Source organism: Alkalimonas collagenimarina (assembly GCF_030717845.1).
Classification (GTDB): Bacteria; Pseudomonadota; Gammaproteobacteria; order Enterobacterales; family Alteromonadaceae; genus Alkalimonas; species Alkalimonas collagenimarina.
In genome coordinates this window covers 103,851-117,425 of the sequence record NZ_JAUZVZ010000006.1, presented here as the reverse complement: position 1 = coordinate 117,425, position 13,575 = coordinate 103,851, and the positions used below count along the sequence as shown (strand labels likewise).

At 49.6% G+C, this 13,575-nt stretch carries 18 protein-coding genes; 6 read left to right on the top strand and 12 right to left on the bottom strand.

The genetic code is table 11. The features are described from left to right. Positions 1–36: 36 nt before the first annotated feature. On the bottom strand, positions 37–1,302 hold the full coding sequence (gene rho, locus Q3O60_RS05695) for a transcription termination factor Rho (protein ID WP_305892936.1): 1,266 nt from the start codon (positions 1,300–1,302) through the stop codon (positions 37–39). Positions 1,303–1,527: 225 nt separating this feature from the next. Then, positions 1,528–1,854: a thioredoxin TrxA gene (gene trxA, locus Q3O60_RS05690; protein WP_305892935.1), complete on the bottom strand. Its 327-nt coding sequence runs from the start codon at positions 1,852–1,854 to the stop codon at positions 1,528–1,530. Positions 1,855–1,955: 101 nt separating this feature from the next. Between trxA and rhlB the strand changes: the two genes are divergently transcribed. From rhlB to Q3O60_RS05660, 6 genes are all read left to right on the top strand, one after another. Then, positions 1,956–3,230, top strand: a complete 1,275-nt coding sequence (rhlB, locus tag Q3O60_RS05685; RefSeq protein ID WP_305892934.1) for an ATP-dependent RNA helicase RhlB — start codon at positions 1,956–1,958, stop codon at positions 3,228–3,230. Further along, entirely contained in the window at positions 3,202–4,725 is a 1,524-nt protein-coding gene (gene gppA, locus Q3O60_RS05680) for a guanosine-5'-triphosphate,3'-diphosphate diphosphatase (protein WP_305892933.1), read from the top strand. The genes rhlB and gppA overlap by 29 nt, the downstream gene beginning before the upstream one ends. 1 nt (position 4,726) lies before the next feature. After that, a complete protein-coding gene (locus Q3O60_RS05675) occupies positions 4,727–5,194 on the top strand; it encodes a GNAT family N-acetyltransferase (RefSeq protein ID WP_305892932.1) in 468 nt (155 codons plus the stop codon). Between the two features lie 10 nt (positions 5,195–5,204). After that, on the top strand, positions 5,205–5,447 hold the full coding sequence (locus Q3O60_RS05670; protein ID WP_305892931.1) for a GNAT family N-acetyltransferase: 243 nt from the start codon (positions 5,205–5,207) through the stop codon (positions 5,445–5,447). 29 nt (positions 5,448–5,476) lie between these two features. Next, a complete protein-coding gene (locus Q3O60_RS05665; RefSeq protein WP_305892930.1) occupies positions 5,477–5,629 on the top strand; it encodes a hypothetical protein in 153 nt (50 codons plus the stop codon). A gap of 236 nt (positions 5,630–5,865) precedes the next feature. Continuing rightward, on the top strand, positions 5,866–6,105 hold the full coding sequence (locus tag Q3O60_RS05660) for a hypothetical protein (RefSeq protein WP_305892929.1): 240 nt from the start codon (positions 5,866–5,868) through the stop codon (positions 6,103–6,105). Between the two features lie 12 nt (positions 6,106–6,117). Here the strand turns inward: Q3O60_RS05660 and hemB are convergent, their stop codons facing one another. The 10 genes from hemB to ubiE are packed head-to-tail and all read right to left on the bottom strand — an operon-like array spanning position 6,118 to position 13,569. Beyond that, complete coding sequence (gene hemB, locus Q3O60_RS05655; RefSeq protein ID WP_305892928.1) at positions 6,118–7,128, bottom strand: porphobilinogen synthase; 1,011 nt, start codon at positions 7,126–7,128, stop codon at positions 6,118–6,120. Continuing rightward, entirely contained in the window at positions 7,115–7,891 is a 777-nt protein-coding gene (locus Q3O60_RS05650) for a GGDEF domain-containing protein (protein WP_305892927.1), read from the bottom strand. Before Q3O60_RS05650 ends, hemB begins: the two co-directional genes overlap by 14 nt. Next, entirely contained in the window at positions 7,888–8,679 is a 792-nt protein-coding gene (locus tag Q3O60_RS05645) for a TatD family hydrolase (RefSeq protein ID WP_305892926.1), read from the bottom strand. Before Q3O60_RS05645 ends, Q3O60_RS05650 begins: the two co-directional genes overlap by 4 nt. Before the next feature lie 4 nt (positions 8,680–8,683). Then, the gene (locus Q3O60_RS05640; RefSeq protein ID WP_305892925.1) at positions 8,684–9,205 is read right to left on the bottom strand and encodes a hypothetical protein; all 522 of its coding nucleotides are present in this window, start codon (positions 9,203–9,205) and stop codon (positions 8,684–8,686) included. Next, on the bottom strand, positions 9,195–9,971 hold the full coding sequence (tatC, locus tag Q3O60_RS05635) for a twin-arginine translocase subunit TatC (RefSeq protein WP_305893002.1): 777 nt from the start codon (positions 9,969–9,971) through the stop codon (positions 9,195–9,197). Before tatC ends, Q3O60_RS05640 begins: the two co-directional genes overlap by 11 nt. Further along, entirely contained in the window at positions 9,949–10,281 is a 333-nt protein-coding gene (gene tatB / locus Q3O60_RS05630) for a Sec-independent protein translocase protein TatB (RefSeq protein WP_305892924.1), read from the bottom strand. The genes tatC and tatB overlap by 23 nt, the downstream gene beginning before the upstream one ends. Continuing rightward, positions 10,282–10,542: a twin-arginine translocase TatA/TatE family subunit gene (gene tatA, locus Q3O60_RS05625; RefSeq protein WP_305892923.1), complete on the bottom strand. Its 261-nt coding sequence runs from the start codon at positions 10,540–10,542 to the stop codon at positions 10,282–10,284. It lies immediately after the preceding gene. A 34-nt stretch (positions 10,543–10,576) separates the two neighbouring features. Next, positions 10,577–12,205, bottom strand: coding sequence for a ubiquinone biosynthesis regulatory protein kinase UbiB (gene ubiB / locus Q3O60_RS05620; RefSeq protein ID WP_305892922.1), 1,629 nt, complete (start codon positions 12,203–12,205; stop codon positions 10,577–10,579). Positions 12,206–12,208: 3 nt separating this feature from the next. After that, on the bottom strand, positions 12,209–12,814 hold the full coding sequence (locus Q3O60_RS05615; RefSeq protein WP_305892921.1) for a ubiquinone biosynthesis accessory factor UbiJ: 606 nt from the start codon (positions 12,812–12,814) through the stop codon (positions 12,209–12,211). Next, positions 12,814–13,569, bottom strand: coding sequence for a bifunctional demethylmenaquinone methyltransferase/2-methoxy-6-polyprenyl-1,4-benzoquinol methylase UbiE (gene ubiE / locus Q3O60_RS05610; RefSeq protein WP_305892920.1), 756 nt, complete (start codon positions 13,567–13,569; stop codon positions 12,814–12,816). Before ubiE ends, Q3O60_RS05615 begins: the two co-directional genes overlap by 1 nt. Positions 13,570–13,575 lie beyond the last annotated feature (6 nt).

The following is a 13,575-nucleotide window of genomic DNA, read 5'->3' as shown; positions in this document are numbered from 1 at the left end:
ACCGGCTTCAAAAGCCGGTTTTTTGCAGATGAAAACTTAGCTGCGCTGACGCTTCATGGAATCGAAGAACTCATCGTTGGTTTTGGTCATGCCGAGTTTATCGATTAAAAACTCCATCGCATCGGCTTCATCCATCGGATGCAGGATTTTGCGTAAAATCCACATCTTCTGCAATTCTTCCTGCGACACCATCAACTCTTCACGGCGGGTACCTGAGCGGTTGAAGTCAATGGCTGGGAAGATACGCTTCTCAGCGATTTTACGGCCCAGGTGCAATTCAAGGTTACCAGTACCTTTAAACTCTTCGTAGATGACTTCGTCCATTTTTGAGCCGGTGTCGACTAGCGCCGTGGCGATAATGGTTAAGCTACCGCCTTCTTCCACATTACGGGCCGCACCAAAGAAACGCTTTGGTTTATGCAGTGCATTGGCATCAACACCACCGGTCAGTACCTTGCCAGAGCTTGGAATGACGGTGTTGTAAGCACGGGCTAAACGGGTGATGGAATCGAGCAGGATAATGACATCTTTTTTGTGTTCAACCAGACGCTTCGCTTTCTCAATCACCATTTCTGCCACTTGCACGTGGCGGCTGGCTGGCTCGTCGAAGGTCGACGCGATCACTTCACCTTTTACCAGGCGCTGCATCTCGGTGACTTCTTCCGGCCGTTCATCAATCAGCAATACCATCAACACACAATCCGGGTGGTTGGCGGCAATAGACTGAGCGATGTTTTGTAGTAATAAGGTTTTACCGGCTTTTGGCGGCGCCACAATCAAGCCCCGCTGACCCCGGCCAATCGGCGCTGCTAAGTCCAGTACCCGGGCGGTGATGTCTTCGGTACTGCCGTTACCGCGCTCCATCCGCAGCCGGTCGTTGGCATGCAGCGGTGTTAAGTTTTCAAATAAGATTTTGTTGCGGGCATGCTCAGGTCGACCGAAGTTCACTTCATTGACTTTCAACAAGGCAAAGTAACGCTCGCCATCTTTTGGCGGGCGGATCAGTCCGGCAATGGTATCGCCAGTACGTAAGTTAAAGCGACGGATTTGGCTAGGAGAGACATAAATATCGTCCGGACCGGCTAAATAGGAACTATCGCCTGAACGCAAGAAGCCAAAGCCATCCTGCAGAATTTCCAGTACGCCTCCACCGAAAATCTCTTCGCCTTTTTTAGCGTGGGTTTTCAAAATGGCGAAAATAATGTCCTGCTTACGCAAACGGGCCATGCTATCCAAGCCCATAGACTCAGATAATTCCACCAGTTCGTTGATTGGCTTACTTTTTAATTCTGTTAAATGCATAGTGATGGGTTTCTTGTTGATCAAAAAAGGGTTGTTTGCTTATCAGTGTGCATGAATATGATTTGGAGTTGGTCTATTCGACGGACAAGCGTGGTCACGGATGTTGTGCTGAAAACAACAATAGCAGGAGATGATGCAGCCGTCTATCTTTTCTCAGCGAAAATTGCATAAAATTAAAGCACTGTTGTTACGGAGCGGGCCTGACAACAACAGTGCGTGTCACCATTAGATATTGCTATCCAAAAACTCTTTCAATTGTGTTTTGGATAAAGCACCGACTTTGGTGGCGGCAACCTGACCATTTTTAAATAACAGCAAGGTTGGAATGCCACGAATGCCGTATTTAGGCGATGTGTTTGGGTTTTGATCAATATTCAGCTTAGCAATAGTGACTTTTCCTTGATATTCACCTGCAACATCATCGAGAATGGGGGCGATCATTTTACAGGGTCCGCACCATTCAGCCCAGAAATCGACTAAGACAGGTTGTTCAGCACTCAGTACATCAGCTTCGAAGCTGTCGTCTGAAACATGTAAAATTTGGTCACTCATGATTTTCTCCGTTTTGAACTGGGCAGATCGACTGCAAAATTTGTCATCAATTTAAACGCGGCTGTTTCCTAATGCAAGGGGAACGGTTATGCTAGGCTGGTATGAATAAAACACACTTAACACCACACAAATTCGCCGATTTCGCATTGGCACCTCAGATACTGGATGCACTGACTAGTCAGGGCTTCAGTTATTGTACTCCAATCCAAGCTCAGTGTCTGCCTTTAGCCTTGAAAGGTAAAGACATTGCCGGACAAGCTCAAACCGGTACCGGCAAGACGCTGGCCTTTTTAACCGCGACTTTTCATCATCTGTTAACGCATGAGCCAAGAGGTTCTGACCAGCCTCGCGCTATCATCATGGCTCCTACGCGCGAACTGGCGGTTCAGATCCATCAGGACGCCGTAGCACTGTCAAAAAGCTCTGGCTTACGCCTTGGTCTCATTTATGGGGGCGAGGGGTATGAATCTCAACGGCAGTTGCTGGAACAAGGCGTAGATATTTTAATCGGCACCACCGGCCGTTTGATTGATTACCAAAAACAGGGCTTGTTTCAACTGGATCAAATTCAGGTGGTGGTGTTGGATGAAGCCGATCGCATGTTTGATCTGGGTTTTATCAAAGACATTCGGTTTTTGTTCCGCCAAATGCCACCAGCTAACGAGCGCTTAAGCTTGCTGTTCTCCGCTACTTTGTCTTATAAGGTACAGGAACTGGCTTTTGAGCAAATGAATGAGCCGGAACATATCCACATCGAGCCGGATCAAATGACAGCCAGCCGGGTCAGTGAAGAGTTATTTTACCCCTCAGATCCAGATAAAATGAAGTTGCTGCTGACCTTGATGGAAGAAGAGTGGCCTGATAAAGCCATTGTTTTTGCCAACACCAAACACAGCTGCGAAAATGTGCATGCCTGGTTAGAGGCCGATGGTCATCGGGTAGGTTTGTTGACTGGCGATGTGGTTCAGAAAAAGCGCTTGAAAGTACTGGATGACTTCACGCAGGGGCGGGTTGATATTCTGGTGGCGACGGATGTGGCTGCACGTGGTTTGCATATTCCTCTGGTTAGTCATGTCTTCAATTTTGATTTGCCTGATGACTGTGAAGATTATGTGCATCGTATTGGCCGGACCGGACGGGCCGGTGAGAGCGGGGCTGCCATCAGCTTTGCTTGCGAGCGTTATGCGCTGAATTTAACTGCCATTGAAGAGTACATCCGTCATCCGTTGCCAGTGACTCAGTACGATCATGAGGCCTTACTGACCGATTTAACCACGCCAAAACCACGGGCGCGGCGGCGCTCTGGTCAGGCGCGAAGTGGTAGTGGCCAGAGTGGACGAAACCCAAATGCAGCCAGACGTCCACGCAGCCGCTGAGTCGATACGCTCAGATCAGCAAGACATATACGCCGTCATCGACCTCGGCTCCAACAGCTTTCATATGTTGATGGTGAAGGTGGTCGGTGGCAGCGTGCAAGTGATTGGCCGGGTTAAACGCAAAGTCCGCCTGGCCGCAGGTTTAAATGATAATTTGGTATTAAGCCGTCGAGCGATGAAGCGAGGCTGGGAATGCCTGGCCCTGTTTGCTGAACGGCTGCAGGATATTCCGCCACAAAATGTTCGTATTGTTGGCACCGCTACCCTTCGATTGGCTCGTAATGTGAAAACCTTTTTGCACGATGCCGAGCATATTCTGGGTCATCCTATTCGAGTCATCAGTGGCGATGAAGAAGCCCGCATTATTTATCAGGGTGTGGCCCATACTTCAAGCTGTGAGCAAAACCGTCTGGTGATCGACATCGGTGGTGCCAGTACCGAAATTATTGTCGGGCAAGGGGTGCAGCCGCTTAAGCTCAGTAGCTTGCATATGGGCTGTGTGACCTTCTTGGATGCTTACTTTGCCGATGCTCAGCTATCTGAAGAAAATTTTGCTGCGGCTATTGCTGCAGCTGAGCAGGTACTGGCTCCGGTGGCGGATGAGTTCAATGCACTGGGCTGGCAGGTTGCTGTCGGCGCATCAGGCACCGTGCAAGCCATGCAGGAAATATTGATTGCGCAGGGCATGGATGAAACCATCACGCTGCCCCGGCTCGAAGGGATCATGCAACAAGCCGTAATCTGTGGCCGGCAAGATCAGCTCAGCATTATCGGCTTGGCGCAGGAACGTAAACAGGTGTTCCCATCTGGTTTAGCCGTGCTTATCGCCTTGTTTCGCTCATTGCACATCAAAGGCATGACTCTCTCTGGTGGTGCTTTGCGTGAGGGCGTGCTGTACAGCATGCTACCACAGCTGCAAGGTACTGATGTCAGGCAACACACCATCAATAGCTTAATGGTGCGTTATCATATTGATCAACAGCATGCCAGCCGTGTGTCTGATATGGCATTGTCGCTTGCCAATCAAGTCGCTTCGCGCTGGATGCTAACCGGCTTTGATGGCCTGAGTTTATTGCATGGCGCAGCCCTACTGCATGAGCTTGGTTTGCTAATCGAGTACAAAAATCACCATCACCATGGTGGCTATATCATCAGCCACTCCGATCTGCCGGGGTTTACCCGGGCACAGCAGCAATTATTGATGGCTTTGGTGCATAACCATCGGGCCGATATCAACCGTGAGCTGATTGCCAAACAAACCATGACCTCGGTCCTGTTGACGGTACGTCTGACCCGTATCCTGAGGCTGGCAGTGGTGCTATCCATGCGCCGTCGGCATGAAGCACTGCCAAACGTCAGTGTATCTGGCAAGGGTGAGCAACTGATCCTACAACTGCCTGCCGGTTGGCTCGATCAGCACCCGCTGATGCGAGCTGAATTGGAGCAGGAAGTGCAGTATCAGCAGGCTGCTGGCTGGGAGCTGGAGCTGCGTTAGGATGATTACCATCCTTCCTTGCCCATTACCGGCGCCCGCCGAACTGCTGCAACTACAGGTGCTGCCAGCGCAACAACCTTTTGTACTGCCTATCGGGGAACAGTTAGCGCAGCAACGCGCAGGTGAACACTTTCAGTTACTGTATCAGCAAGGACAGTTGGTGGGTTGCTTCATACTGGATAACGACTATGGTCGTTATCATTCCTTTGCTAAGACAAACGACCTTGGCTTGCGTGGGTTTTTTATCACGGCATCAGCGCAAGGGCAAGGCTCTGCCAAAGCGGCACTGCAACAACTTCCCAGCTATGTGCAGCAGCATTTTCCTCACGCTCAGCGTTTGCTACTGACCGTCAACTGCCGTAACACAGCGGCTCGTCAGCTGTATCAAGCGACCGGCTTTCAGGACAGTGGTAGCTTGTATCATGGCGGCCCATCCGGGCCACAGCATGTGATGTGGCGCGAACTCTAAAGGAGCAAGTATGCGATATTCTGTTGAGCATCAGCCCGAACTGCAACGCTTCCGCATTGTGCAGCAAGGCGAAGAAGCACTGCTGGAATACCAGCTGTTGGGTGATAGCGTCGATTTCTGGCGCACCTATGTACCCGACGCACTGCGTAACCAGGGCATCGCTGAGCAATTGGTGCGACATGGGCTGAGCTGGGCACAGCAACAGCAGCTCGGCGTGCAGGCCAGCTGCTGGTATGTGCAGAAATTTTTGTAAGGATTCACTATCCAGAAAGGACTTAGGCTATGCAAGGAATGCTGCTAGCAACTATTTACCTGAGTGTCCTCGGCACGCCATTTTATGCTTTCTTTACCAGTATTGCTGTGCAAAACCTAAAACGCCTGCTGCTGGTTTCCGCTTCCGTGATGGAGTTGCAACCGGATAATCAGCTGCAATAACCAGTGCCTGGTCAGTTCTTTTCTTGCTGCAACCACATCGCCACTCTTTTGGCAAAGTAAGTCAGGATGCCATCGGTACCAGAGCGTTTAAGAGCTAGCAGGGGCTTTATATTTGTTAATAATTAGCTGTTAAAATAATTCATTAATTAGAGTTTAATAATTATTTTATTGACTTTTGGTTTCCGTTATAGGTACCCTTTTCAGCAGTTATTAACTGCTGGGGAGCCTAACTGACTATGATGACTTTATACAATCGCTACGCCAGCAAGCATTACCAAAACCGGCCATTCAAGGCATTTATGCTGACATTTTTTTTAGTATTGTGCGGTTTTATAAGCTACGTTGCTGAGCAGTTCTATGCCTATACCGGAGCTGTGATCGTAATGGGGGTCATGACAAAACATATTCTCGAATACATAGAAATGACCTATGAAAAACGCGATCAGAGTGCGAGTTCGCTTGATGCAAAGAACTGACCGCATCGCCGGTCAGTTCTTTTTCTCCTGCAACCAAATCGCTACTTTTTTGGCAAAGTAAGTCAGGATGCCATCGGCGCCGGCGCGCTTGAAGGCCAATAGGGATTCCATAACCACCGGTTGTTCTGCCAGCCAGCCGTTTTGAATGGCGGCCATATGCATGGCGTATTCGCCGCTAACCTGGTAGGCGTAGGTAGGAACGCCAAATTCGTCTTTGACCCGCCGCACAATATCCAGGTAAGGCATGCCGGGCTTTACCATCACCATATCCGCGCCTTCTTCCAGATCAAGCGCCACCTCGCGTAAGGCTTCGTTGCTGTTGGCCGGGTCCATCTGATAAGTTTTTTTATCGCCACCTTTTAAGTTGGCGGCAGAGCCGACGGCATCGCGAAAAGGACCATAGTAACTGGAAGCGTATTTAGCGGAATAGGCCAAAATACGGGTATTGATAAAACCAGCTTCTTCCAATGCTTCGCGAATGGCGCCAATACGGCCATCCATCATATCCGAGGGAGCGACCACATCGGTCCCGGCTTCAGCATGCGACAGTGCTTGCCTGACCAGTGCCGCGGTAGTGACGTCATTCACCACATAACCGCTATCGTCGATGATGCCATCTTGCCCATGGGTGGTGAATGGGTCGAGCGCGACATCGGTAATAATGCCTAGCTCAGGCACGGCGGTTTTCAGCGCCCGAACAGCACGTTGCGCCAGCCCTTCCGGGTTCCAGGCTTCTTCGGCATCCAAAGATTTTTTTGTACTTGGCGTGACTGGAAATAGTGCAATCGCTGGGATCCCTAAAGCAGCCAATTGCCTGGCTTCTGCGACCAACAAGTCGATACTGAGGCGCTCAATGCCGGGCATAGAAGCGATGGGCTCTCGCTGTTGCTCACCATCCAATACAAATACCGGATAGATCAAATCATTGACGGTCAGTTGATGCTCCGCCATCAACCGGCGACTGAAATCAGCCTGACGCATACGGCGCATTCTGTTGTAGGGAAAATAACTAGCTTGAGACATGGGGTTGTTCCTTTGAAGCGGTATCCGAAGCCGATGCATTGAACAAGGATGGATAGCTGATCACTTGGTTTCGGCCGGCATTTTTTGCCTGATACAAGGCTTTATCTGCGCAATGAATGTAATACTCGGGGCTGGAGTCAGCATCAGCATTGGCGGCATAGCAGCCGGCACTAATGGTGACGGCTAACTGGTGTTCTGCAACGTGCAGAGCAGCGGCGGCCAGCAAAGCGCGAATACGTTCAGCAACTTCCACGGCACCTACCGTATCGGTATTGGGTAAAATCAAGGCGAACTCTTCACCACCATAGCGGCAAACATGATCACTGCAGCGCTTTAAGTTGCTCTGGATTAATTCAGCCACTTGACGAATGATTTGATCGCCTGCCAAGTGGCCAAAGTCGTCATTCACTTGCTTAAAAAAATCAATATCGAGCAAAACAACCGCGAGAGGACGTTGCTCACGGCGACTACGATTGAGCTCAGCAACCATTTTTCGATCAAAATATGCCCGGTTGCGTACTCCAGAAAGCGCATCAGTAGTGCTTTGGGCTTCGAGCAGCTCATTCTTTTCTGCCAATTCTTGCAGGGTAATTTGCAACTCAAGGGTCCGTTCCTGAATGATGTTATCGAGCTGAGCCTCCATGCGCTCTATGCGACGGCGATACTTGTATATTAACCAGCTGCTGAATGCGATAGCGCTGACGAACCCTCCGGTTAGGGCTGCCACAATGGTTCTAAACTCTATCCAATCCAACAGCGTCATGGCATACCTCGCTCAAGATTAAATAGTGTAACACTATTTTGCCAGCACTGAACCTCGACATCGTGCAACGAAAGCCCTTTTAACTGCGCCACACGCTCAGCTATAGCCGGCAAGTAAGCGGGTTCGTTGCGTCGGCTTTTAGGCTTAGGGGACAGGTTTTTTGGCAGCAAATAGGGTGCATCAGTTCCCAGACAGATACGATCAAGCGGTAAGTAGGTGATGGCATCGAGCAATGCCTGATTTCGCCGATCGTCACAAAGCCAGCCAGTAATACCAATATAGAGGCCAAGGTCGAGATAGGCTTTGAGTTGTGTGCTATCGCCGGTGAAACAGTGAGCAATACCATGCTTGATGCCATAATCCTTGAGCAGCTGATACTGGGTATCAAACGCATCGCGTTCATGCAAATACACCGGCAGAGCTACCTCATTGGCTAGCTGCAGTTGTTTTGAAAAAACATCAATTTGATCCGCTTGGCTAGAGAAGTTGCGATTAAAATCTAAGCCACACTCACCAATAGCGACAATATCGTTGTTAGTCAGAATGCTCTGTAATTGTTGCAGCCAGTTCGGCCCGGCCTTGCTGGCTTGATGCGGGTGGATGCCTGCGCTAGTGCTGCAATCTGCATGCAGTTGGCACCAGTTGATATTGTGCTGGCATTCGGCAAGGTCAGATGCGATCAAGATCTGCCTTTGAACACCTGCCATGTGAGCGCGTGCTAAGACCTGTTCGCGATCGGTTGTAAATTGTTCACTGAACAAGTTGACGCCAACATCACACCAGGCCATTCGTCTAGTTCATCCTACGGACACGGGTAGAACGGTTACTGTCATCGTTACTTAATATAAATGAGCCAAGCATGGCACGGCGAATATAATGCTCTTCACCAGCTTTAACGGGGTAGTATTCACTGCTGTTTTGTCGCCAGGTTTGGCCATTTTCAAAGTGAATCACCAAATGACCACGAGCATCTTGCTCTACCTTGCTGACAACGGAGTAGATGCGGTCGGTTTCATTGGCCGCAGCTTGCCTTGGCTTGCCAAATTGGTCTTCCGCCGTAGCAGCAGATGCCGCAGGTGTTGCAGCCGCGGCAGGTTGCCGGGCTTGTTGATTTTGTTTTGCAGCAGTGGAGGCACCTTGCTCGCTAGCATCCACTTGAATCGAATCGTAGCAGTGCAGTCGCAGCTGATTATCTTGTTCCTGTTGGCATAGCGAAAGCGCTTGTACCACAGAAGATTCGGCAGCTTGCAGAGGCAACAGCATCAAAGTTGCAAGAGCGAAACAGGGCAAAGCCAGTAGATGGTTACTTTTCATTATTGAGTTCCTCATCCGATTCGGTGTCGCCATTATCGGCATCGGCTGCTGGTTGATAAAAACGGCTTAATAACAGCCCACATTCAAATAAAAACCACATCGGAATTGCCAACAGGGTTTGGGAGATGACATCCGGTGGAGTCAGCAACATACCGAACACGAAAGCCCCGACCACAATATAGGCTCGTTTGGCAGCTAAAGCTTTGGCTGTCGTGGTACCCGACCAAATTAACAGCAGAATAACGACCGGGATTTCAAAGGCAATGCCAAAGGCAAAAAAGAGCTTCAGGACAAAATTCAGATAGCTACTTATATCGGTAGCAATGGTAATACTTTCCGGGGCATAACTGGTAAAAAAAGCGAACACAATGGGGAAAACTACATAGTACGCAAAGGCGATGCCTGCATAGAACAACAAGGTGCTGGAGATGACTAAGGGAGCAACCAACCGCCGCTCTTTCTGGTACAGGGCGGGTGCAATAAATTGCCAGACTTGTAACAAGATGTAGGGGATAGCTAAGCCAATAGCGACCACAAAGGTTAACTTAAATGGCGCAAAAAATGGCGACGCTACATCGGTGGCAATCATACTGCTGCCATCTGGCAACACCGCAATTAATGGCTTCGATAGCAGCTCATACAAGTCGGCGGCAAAGTACGCTAAGCAAGCGAACACAAGCAGCACAGCAATGACGCAGCGCAGTAACCGGTTACGCAGTTCAACTAAGTGTCCAAGCAGGCTGTCAGGTTCGGCTTTGATCGTCATCATTCTCTGCTGTTTTTGTTTGCTTTGGTTTACTGGAGGGATTGACATCTGCCGCGGCCTGCTTTAATTCAGCAACAGCAGATTTTTCTTCATCGGTTAAATCCAGAAAGCCTTTTTGCTCAGCTTGTTTTAGTTTTTGATGCAGTTCATGGACCCGTAGATTGTCATTCAACTCAGCTTGCATTTGTTGACCAAATTGCTTGACGGAGTTGATGGTTCGGCTGACCGAGCGAATAGCACCAGGCAGCCGCTCAGGGCCCAGAACCAGCAAGGCAACAACGGCAATGACTAACAGCTCCCAGAAACCCATTTATGGCTTGTCGTGTTCTTTCTGCTTGGCAGATGTTGATGTCTGTTCAGCATCAGAGTCAGCAGGTTTCTTCAACTGATCAGGTGATCCGTTGTGGTCATCATCAGCCTTGCTTTCATCGTCTTTGATGGAGCTGCGGAAGCCTTTGATTGCTGAGCCTAGATCCGTGCCGATGCCACGTAATTTTTTTGTACCGAACAGCAGTACGATGATTGCCAATACAATCAGTAATTGCCAGATACTAATGCCACCAAAACCCATAGTAGTTCCTTAAATACAGCTGAAATGTTTCAGGTTACGACCATACTGCTTTCGCAGCAAAAAATAAAGCACCCGTTGCGACTGCTGCGGCAGCCAGCATGGTGCCCGAGCTGAATAAAAGCGCCGCGACAATGGCCATGGAGCCAGCGCCAATAGCAGACAGTAACCGAGCCGCTTGCCGTTCTTTTTGCAGCTGCTGCTGTTGCATTAATTGCAACATCATACCTTGTTGTTTAGGCAGCTGCTCCAATACCCGGTGCAACAACGTTGGCATTTGCGGTAGCTTTTCAGCCCAAAACGGGGCATTTTCTTTTAATTGTTGCCATAAGGCCGGTAAACCAATTTGTTGTTGCAGCCAGTTTTCAAGAAATGGCTTGGCGGTTTTCCATAGATCCAGCTGCGGATACAATTGACGGCCCAGCCCCTCAATGTACAGCAAGGTTTTTTGCAGTAGCACCAGCTGTGGCTGCACCTGCATATTAAAGCGTCGGGCCGTGCTAAATAAATTCAGTAGCACATGACCAAAGGAAATATCGGCCAGAGGCTTTTGGAAAATAGGCTCGCAAACGGTGCGAATAGCACTTTCAAACTCCTCGACATTGGTGTCTGCTGGCACCCAGCCAGAGTCAAGATGAAGTTGAGCAACTTTGCGGTAATCACGGTTAAAGAATGCGACGAAATTTTCGGCCAGATAGCGCTTATCTTCGCTGTTTAAGGTGCCGACGATGCCACAGTCAATGCCGATGTATTTTGGGTTGTTTGGTGTTTCGCGGGAAACAAAAATATTACCGGGATGCATATCGGCATGAAAAAAACTGTCGCGGAACACCTGCGTAAAAAAGACCTCTACTCCACGTTTGGCCAGCAGCTCCATATCGGTGCCTTGAGCTTTTAATGCCTCAATATCGGAGACGGGTATACCATAAATACGCTCCATCACCATCACATTGATACGACAATCATCGCTGTAGACATAAGGAATATACAGCGAGTCAGAATCCATAAAGTTGCGACGCAACTGAATTGCATTGGCTGCTTCGCGCTGCAAATCGAGTTCATCAAGAATGGTTTTACGGTATTCGGCGACGACCTCGCGTGGCCGCAACCGTTTGCCATCGGGTAAGAAACGAGCGGCTGCTTCAGCGGCTGTATCCATCAAGGCTAAATCGGCCAGAATTTGTTTACGAATACCCGGACGTATGACTTTAATCACCACATCGGCATCTGGCCCATCCACTTGCAGCATCTTGGCGGCATGGACCTGAGCAATTGATGCTGAAGCCAGCGGTTGCAGAGAGAACTCAGGAAACTTGTCATGGATCGAGCTCAGACCAAGGGCTTGCTCGATCAGTACTTGAGCTTGTTCGCCGGGAAAAGGCTCTACTTTATCCTGCAGTTTTGCCAACTCATTGGCCCATTCTGCAGGCAATAAATCACGACGGGTCGACAGCATCTGCCCTAGTTTGATCCAGACCGGGCCAAGGCTTTGCAAAGCCAGCCGCAGCCGAATACCCATCGGTTGATCGGCGTGTTGATTGCGAAGCCAAAAGGCACTTTTACGCAGCAAGCGGATATACCAGGGGCGATGCGTCTGCGGGATCAGTTCATCCAGCCCGTACTGCAGTAAGGTTTTCTGAATTTGATAAAAACGTCCTATCTGCACCGGTTACTCCTGCAATGCGGTCAATTGTTGCTGCAAACGATCCACTTTAGCTTGTAAGCGACTCACGTCGACGCTGAATTGCTCGACTTCTAGCGGATGCGGCGTAAGTTGTAATTCGTCTTGCAACAGCTCCGTACTGAGTTGATCGAGTTGTTGCGCTTTGCTGGCAATGACACGAGTCATTTGCTTGAGGCTTACTTCTACCTTATGTGCCATACCATCGCCCAGATAGCTGGCCAATTTGCCGCTCCAGTCTGGCTGCAATTGCTGGAAAAAGCCACTGAATTGCTGAGCGACCTGTAAATCTCCTTCGACTTGCACCGCATCCTGCTTGATGAGCTGTGTTAACTGATTAGGATCGCGCAAGCGCTTCAGGCTCGCCAGATCGGTTTGAATGGCACAATCGACCGGCTCTTGATGTTGATTCAGTAAGATAGTGGAGTCGGTTGCCGTTAGCACCACCCGTAACTTCAACTCTTGCAACTGAAAAGCAAATTGCTTGCCCGCCAATCGTTTCAAACGAGGTTTTGCCTCTTGATCCATGGCAATGATATCAGCCAGTACTTTTTCTGCCAGACTGAGCAGGAGTTGTGGCCAGAGCTGCATCATCAGAACTTGTATCCGCGATGCAGCGCGACAATACCACCCGTCAGATTGTGGTAGCTGACTTCGGCAAAGCCAACCTGCTCCATCATCTGTTTGAGGGTTTCCTGATCAGGGTGCATCCGGATGGATTCGGCAAGGTACTGGTAACTATCGGGATCATTGGCGATCAGTTGGCCCATCTTGGGCAGCAGCTTAAACGAGTATAGATCGTACGCTTTACTGAGCAACTCGGATTCTGGCTTGGAAAACTCAAGCACCAGTAAACGACCACCGGGTTTTAGCACCCGAAACATCGATGCTAAAGCCGCTGATTTATTGGTGACGTTACGCAGACCAAAGCCAATGGTGATGATGTCAAAGCTATTATCGGCAAACGGCAGGGCTTCTGCATTGGCCTGCACATAATCGATGTTATCGACCAGCCCCTGGTCGCGCAACTTATCGCGGCCAACATTCAGCATGGAAGCATTGATATCGGCTAACACTACTTTGCCGGTAGGGCCAACCCGTTTGGAGAATAAGGCCGTTAAGTCGCCGGTACCACCAGCCAGATCCAACACGCTTTGACCGGGGCGTACGGCACTGCAGTCGATGGTAAAGCGTTTCCATAAGCGGTGAATGCCAAATGACATTAAATCATTCATCACGTCGTATTTCGCGGCAACCGAATGAAATACATCGGCAACCAGCGACACTTTTTCGTCTTCGGCAACGGTTTTAAAGCCGAAATCAGTGGTTTTTGCTTTGGAGTCAGACATGTTGTG

Excerpts from the sequence above, each read along its gene's own strand:
- rho (WP_305892936.1), bottom strand. The coding sequence starts at position 1,302 with ATGCATTTAACAGAATTAAAAAGTAAGCCAATCAACGAACTGGTGGAA.
- trxA (WP_305892935.1), bottom strand. The coding sequence starts at position 1,854 with ATGAGTGACCAAATTTTACATGTTTCAGACGACAGCTTCGAAGCTGAT.
- rhlB (WP_305892934.1), top strand. The coding sequence starts at position 1,956 with ATGAATAAAACACACTTAACACCACACAAATTCGCCGATTTCGCATTG.
- gppA (WP_305892933.1), top strand. The coding sequence starts at position 3,202 with ATGCAGCCAGACGTCCACGCAGCCGCTGAGTCGATACGCTCAGATCAG.
- Q3O60_RS05675 (WP_305892932.1), top strand. The coding sequence starts at position 4,727 with ATGATTACCATCCTTCCTTGCCCATTACCGGCGCCCGCCGAACTGCTG.
- Q3O60_RS05670 (WP_305892931.1), top strand. The coding sequence starts at position 5,205 with ATGCGATATTCTGTTGAGCATCAGCCCGAACTGCAACGCTTCCGCATT.
- Q3O60_RS05665 (WP_305892930.1), top strand. The coding sequence starts at position 5,477 with ATGCAAGGAATGCTGCTAGCAACTATTTACCTGAGTGTCCTCGGCACG.
- Q3O60_RS05660 (WP_305892929.1), top strand. The coding sequence starts at position 5,866 with ATGATGACTTTATACAATCGCTACGCCAGCAAGCATTACCAAAACCGG.
- hemB (WP_305892928.1), bottom strand. The coding sequence starts at position 7,128 with ATGTCTCAAGCTAGTTATTTTCCCTACAACAGAATGCGCCGTATGCGT.
- Q3O60_RS05650 (WP_305892927.1), bottom strand. The coding sequence starts at position 7,891 with ATGACGCTGTTGGATTGGATAGAGTTTAGAACCATTGTGGCAGCCCTA.
- Q3O60_RS05645 (WP_305892926.1), bottom strand. The coding sequence starts at position 8,679 with ATGGCCTGGTGTGATGTTGGCGTCAACTTGTTCAGTGAACAATTTACA.
- Q3O60_RS05640 (WP_305892925.1), bottom strand. The coding sequence starts at position 9,205 with ATGAAAAGTAACCATCTACTGGCTTTGCCCTGTTTCGCTCTTGCAACT.
- tatC (WP_305893002.1), bottom strand. The coding sequence starts at position 9,971 with ATGACGATCAAAGCCGAACCTGACAGCCTGCTTGGACACTTAGTTGAA.
- tatB (WP_305892924.1), bottom strand. The coding sequence starts at position 10,281 with ATGGGTTTCTGGGAGCTGTTAGTCATTGCCGTTGTTGCCTTGCTGGTT.
- tatA (WP_305892923.1), bottom strand. The coding sequence starts at position 10,542 with ATGGGTTTTGGTGGCATTAGTATCTGGCAATTACTGATTGTATTGGCA.
- Q3O60_RS05615 (WP_305892921.1), bottom strand. The coding sequence starts at position 12,814 with ATGATGCAGCTCTGGCCACAACTCCTGCTCAGTCTGGCAGAAAAAGTA.
- ubiE (WP_305892920.1), bottom strand. The coding sequence starts at position 13,569 with ATGTCTGACTCCAAAGCAAAAACCACTGATTTCGGCTTTAAAACCGTT.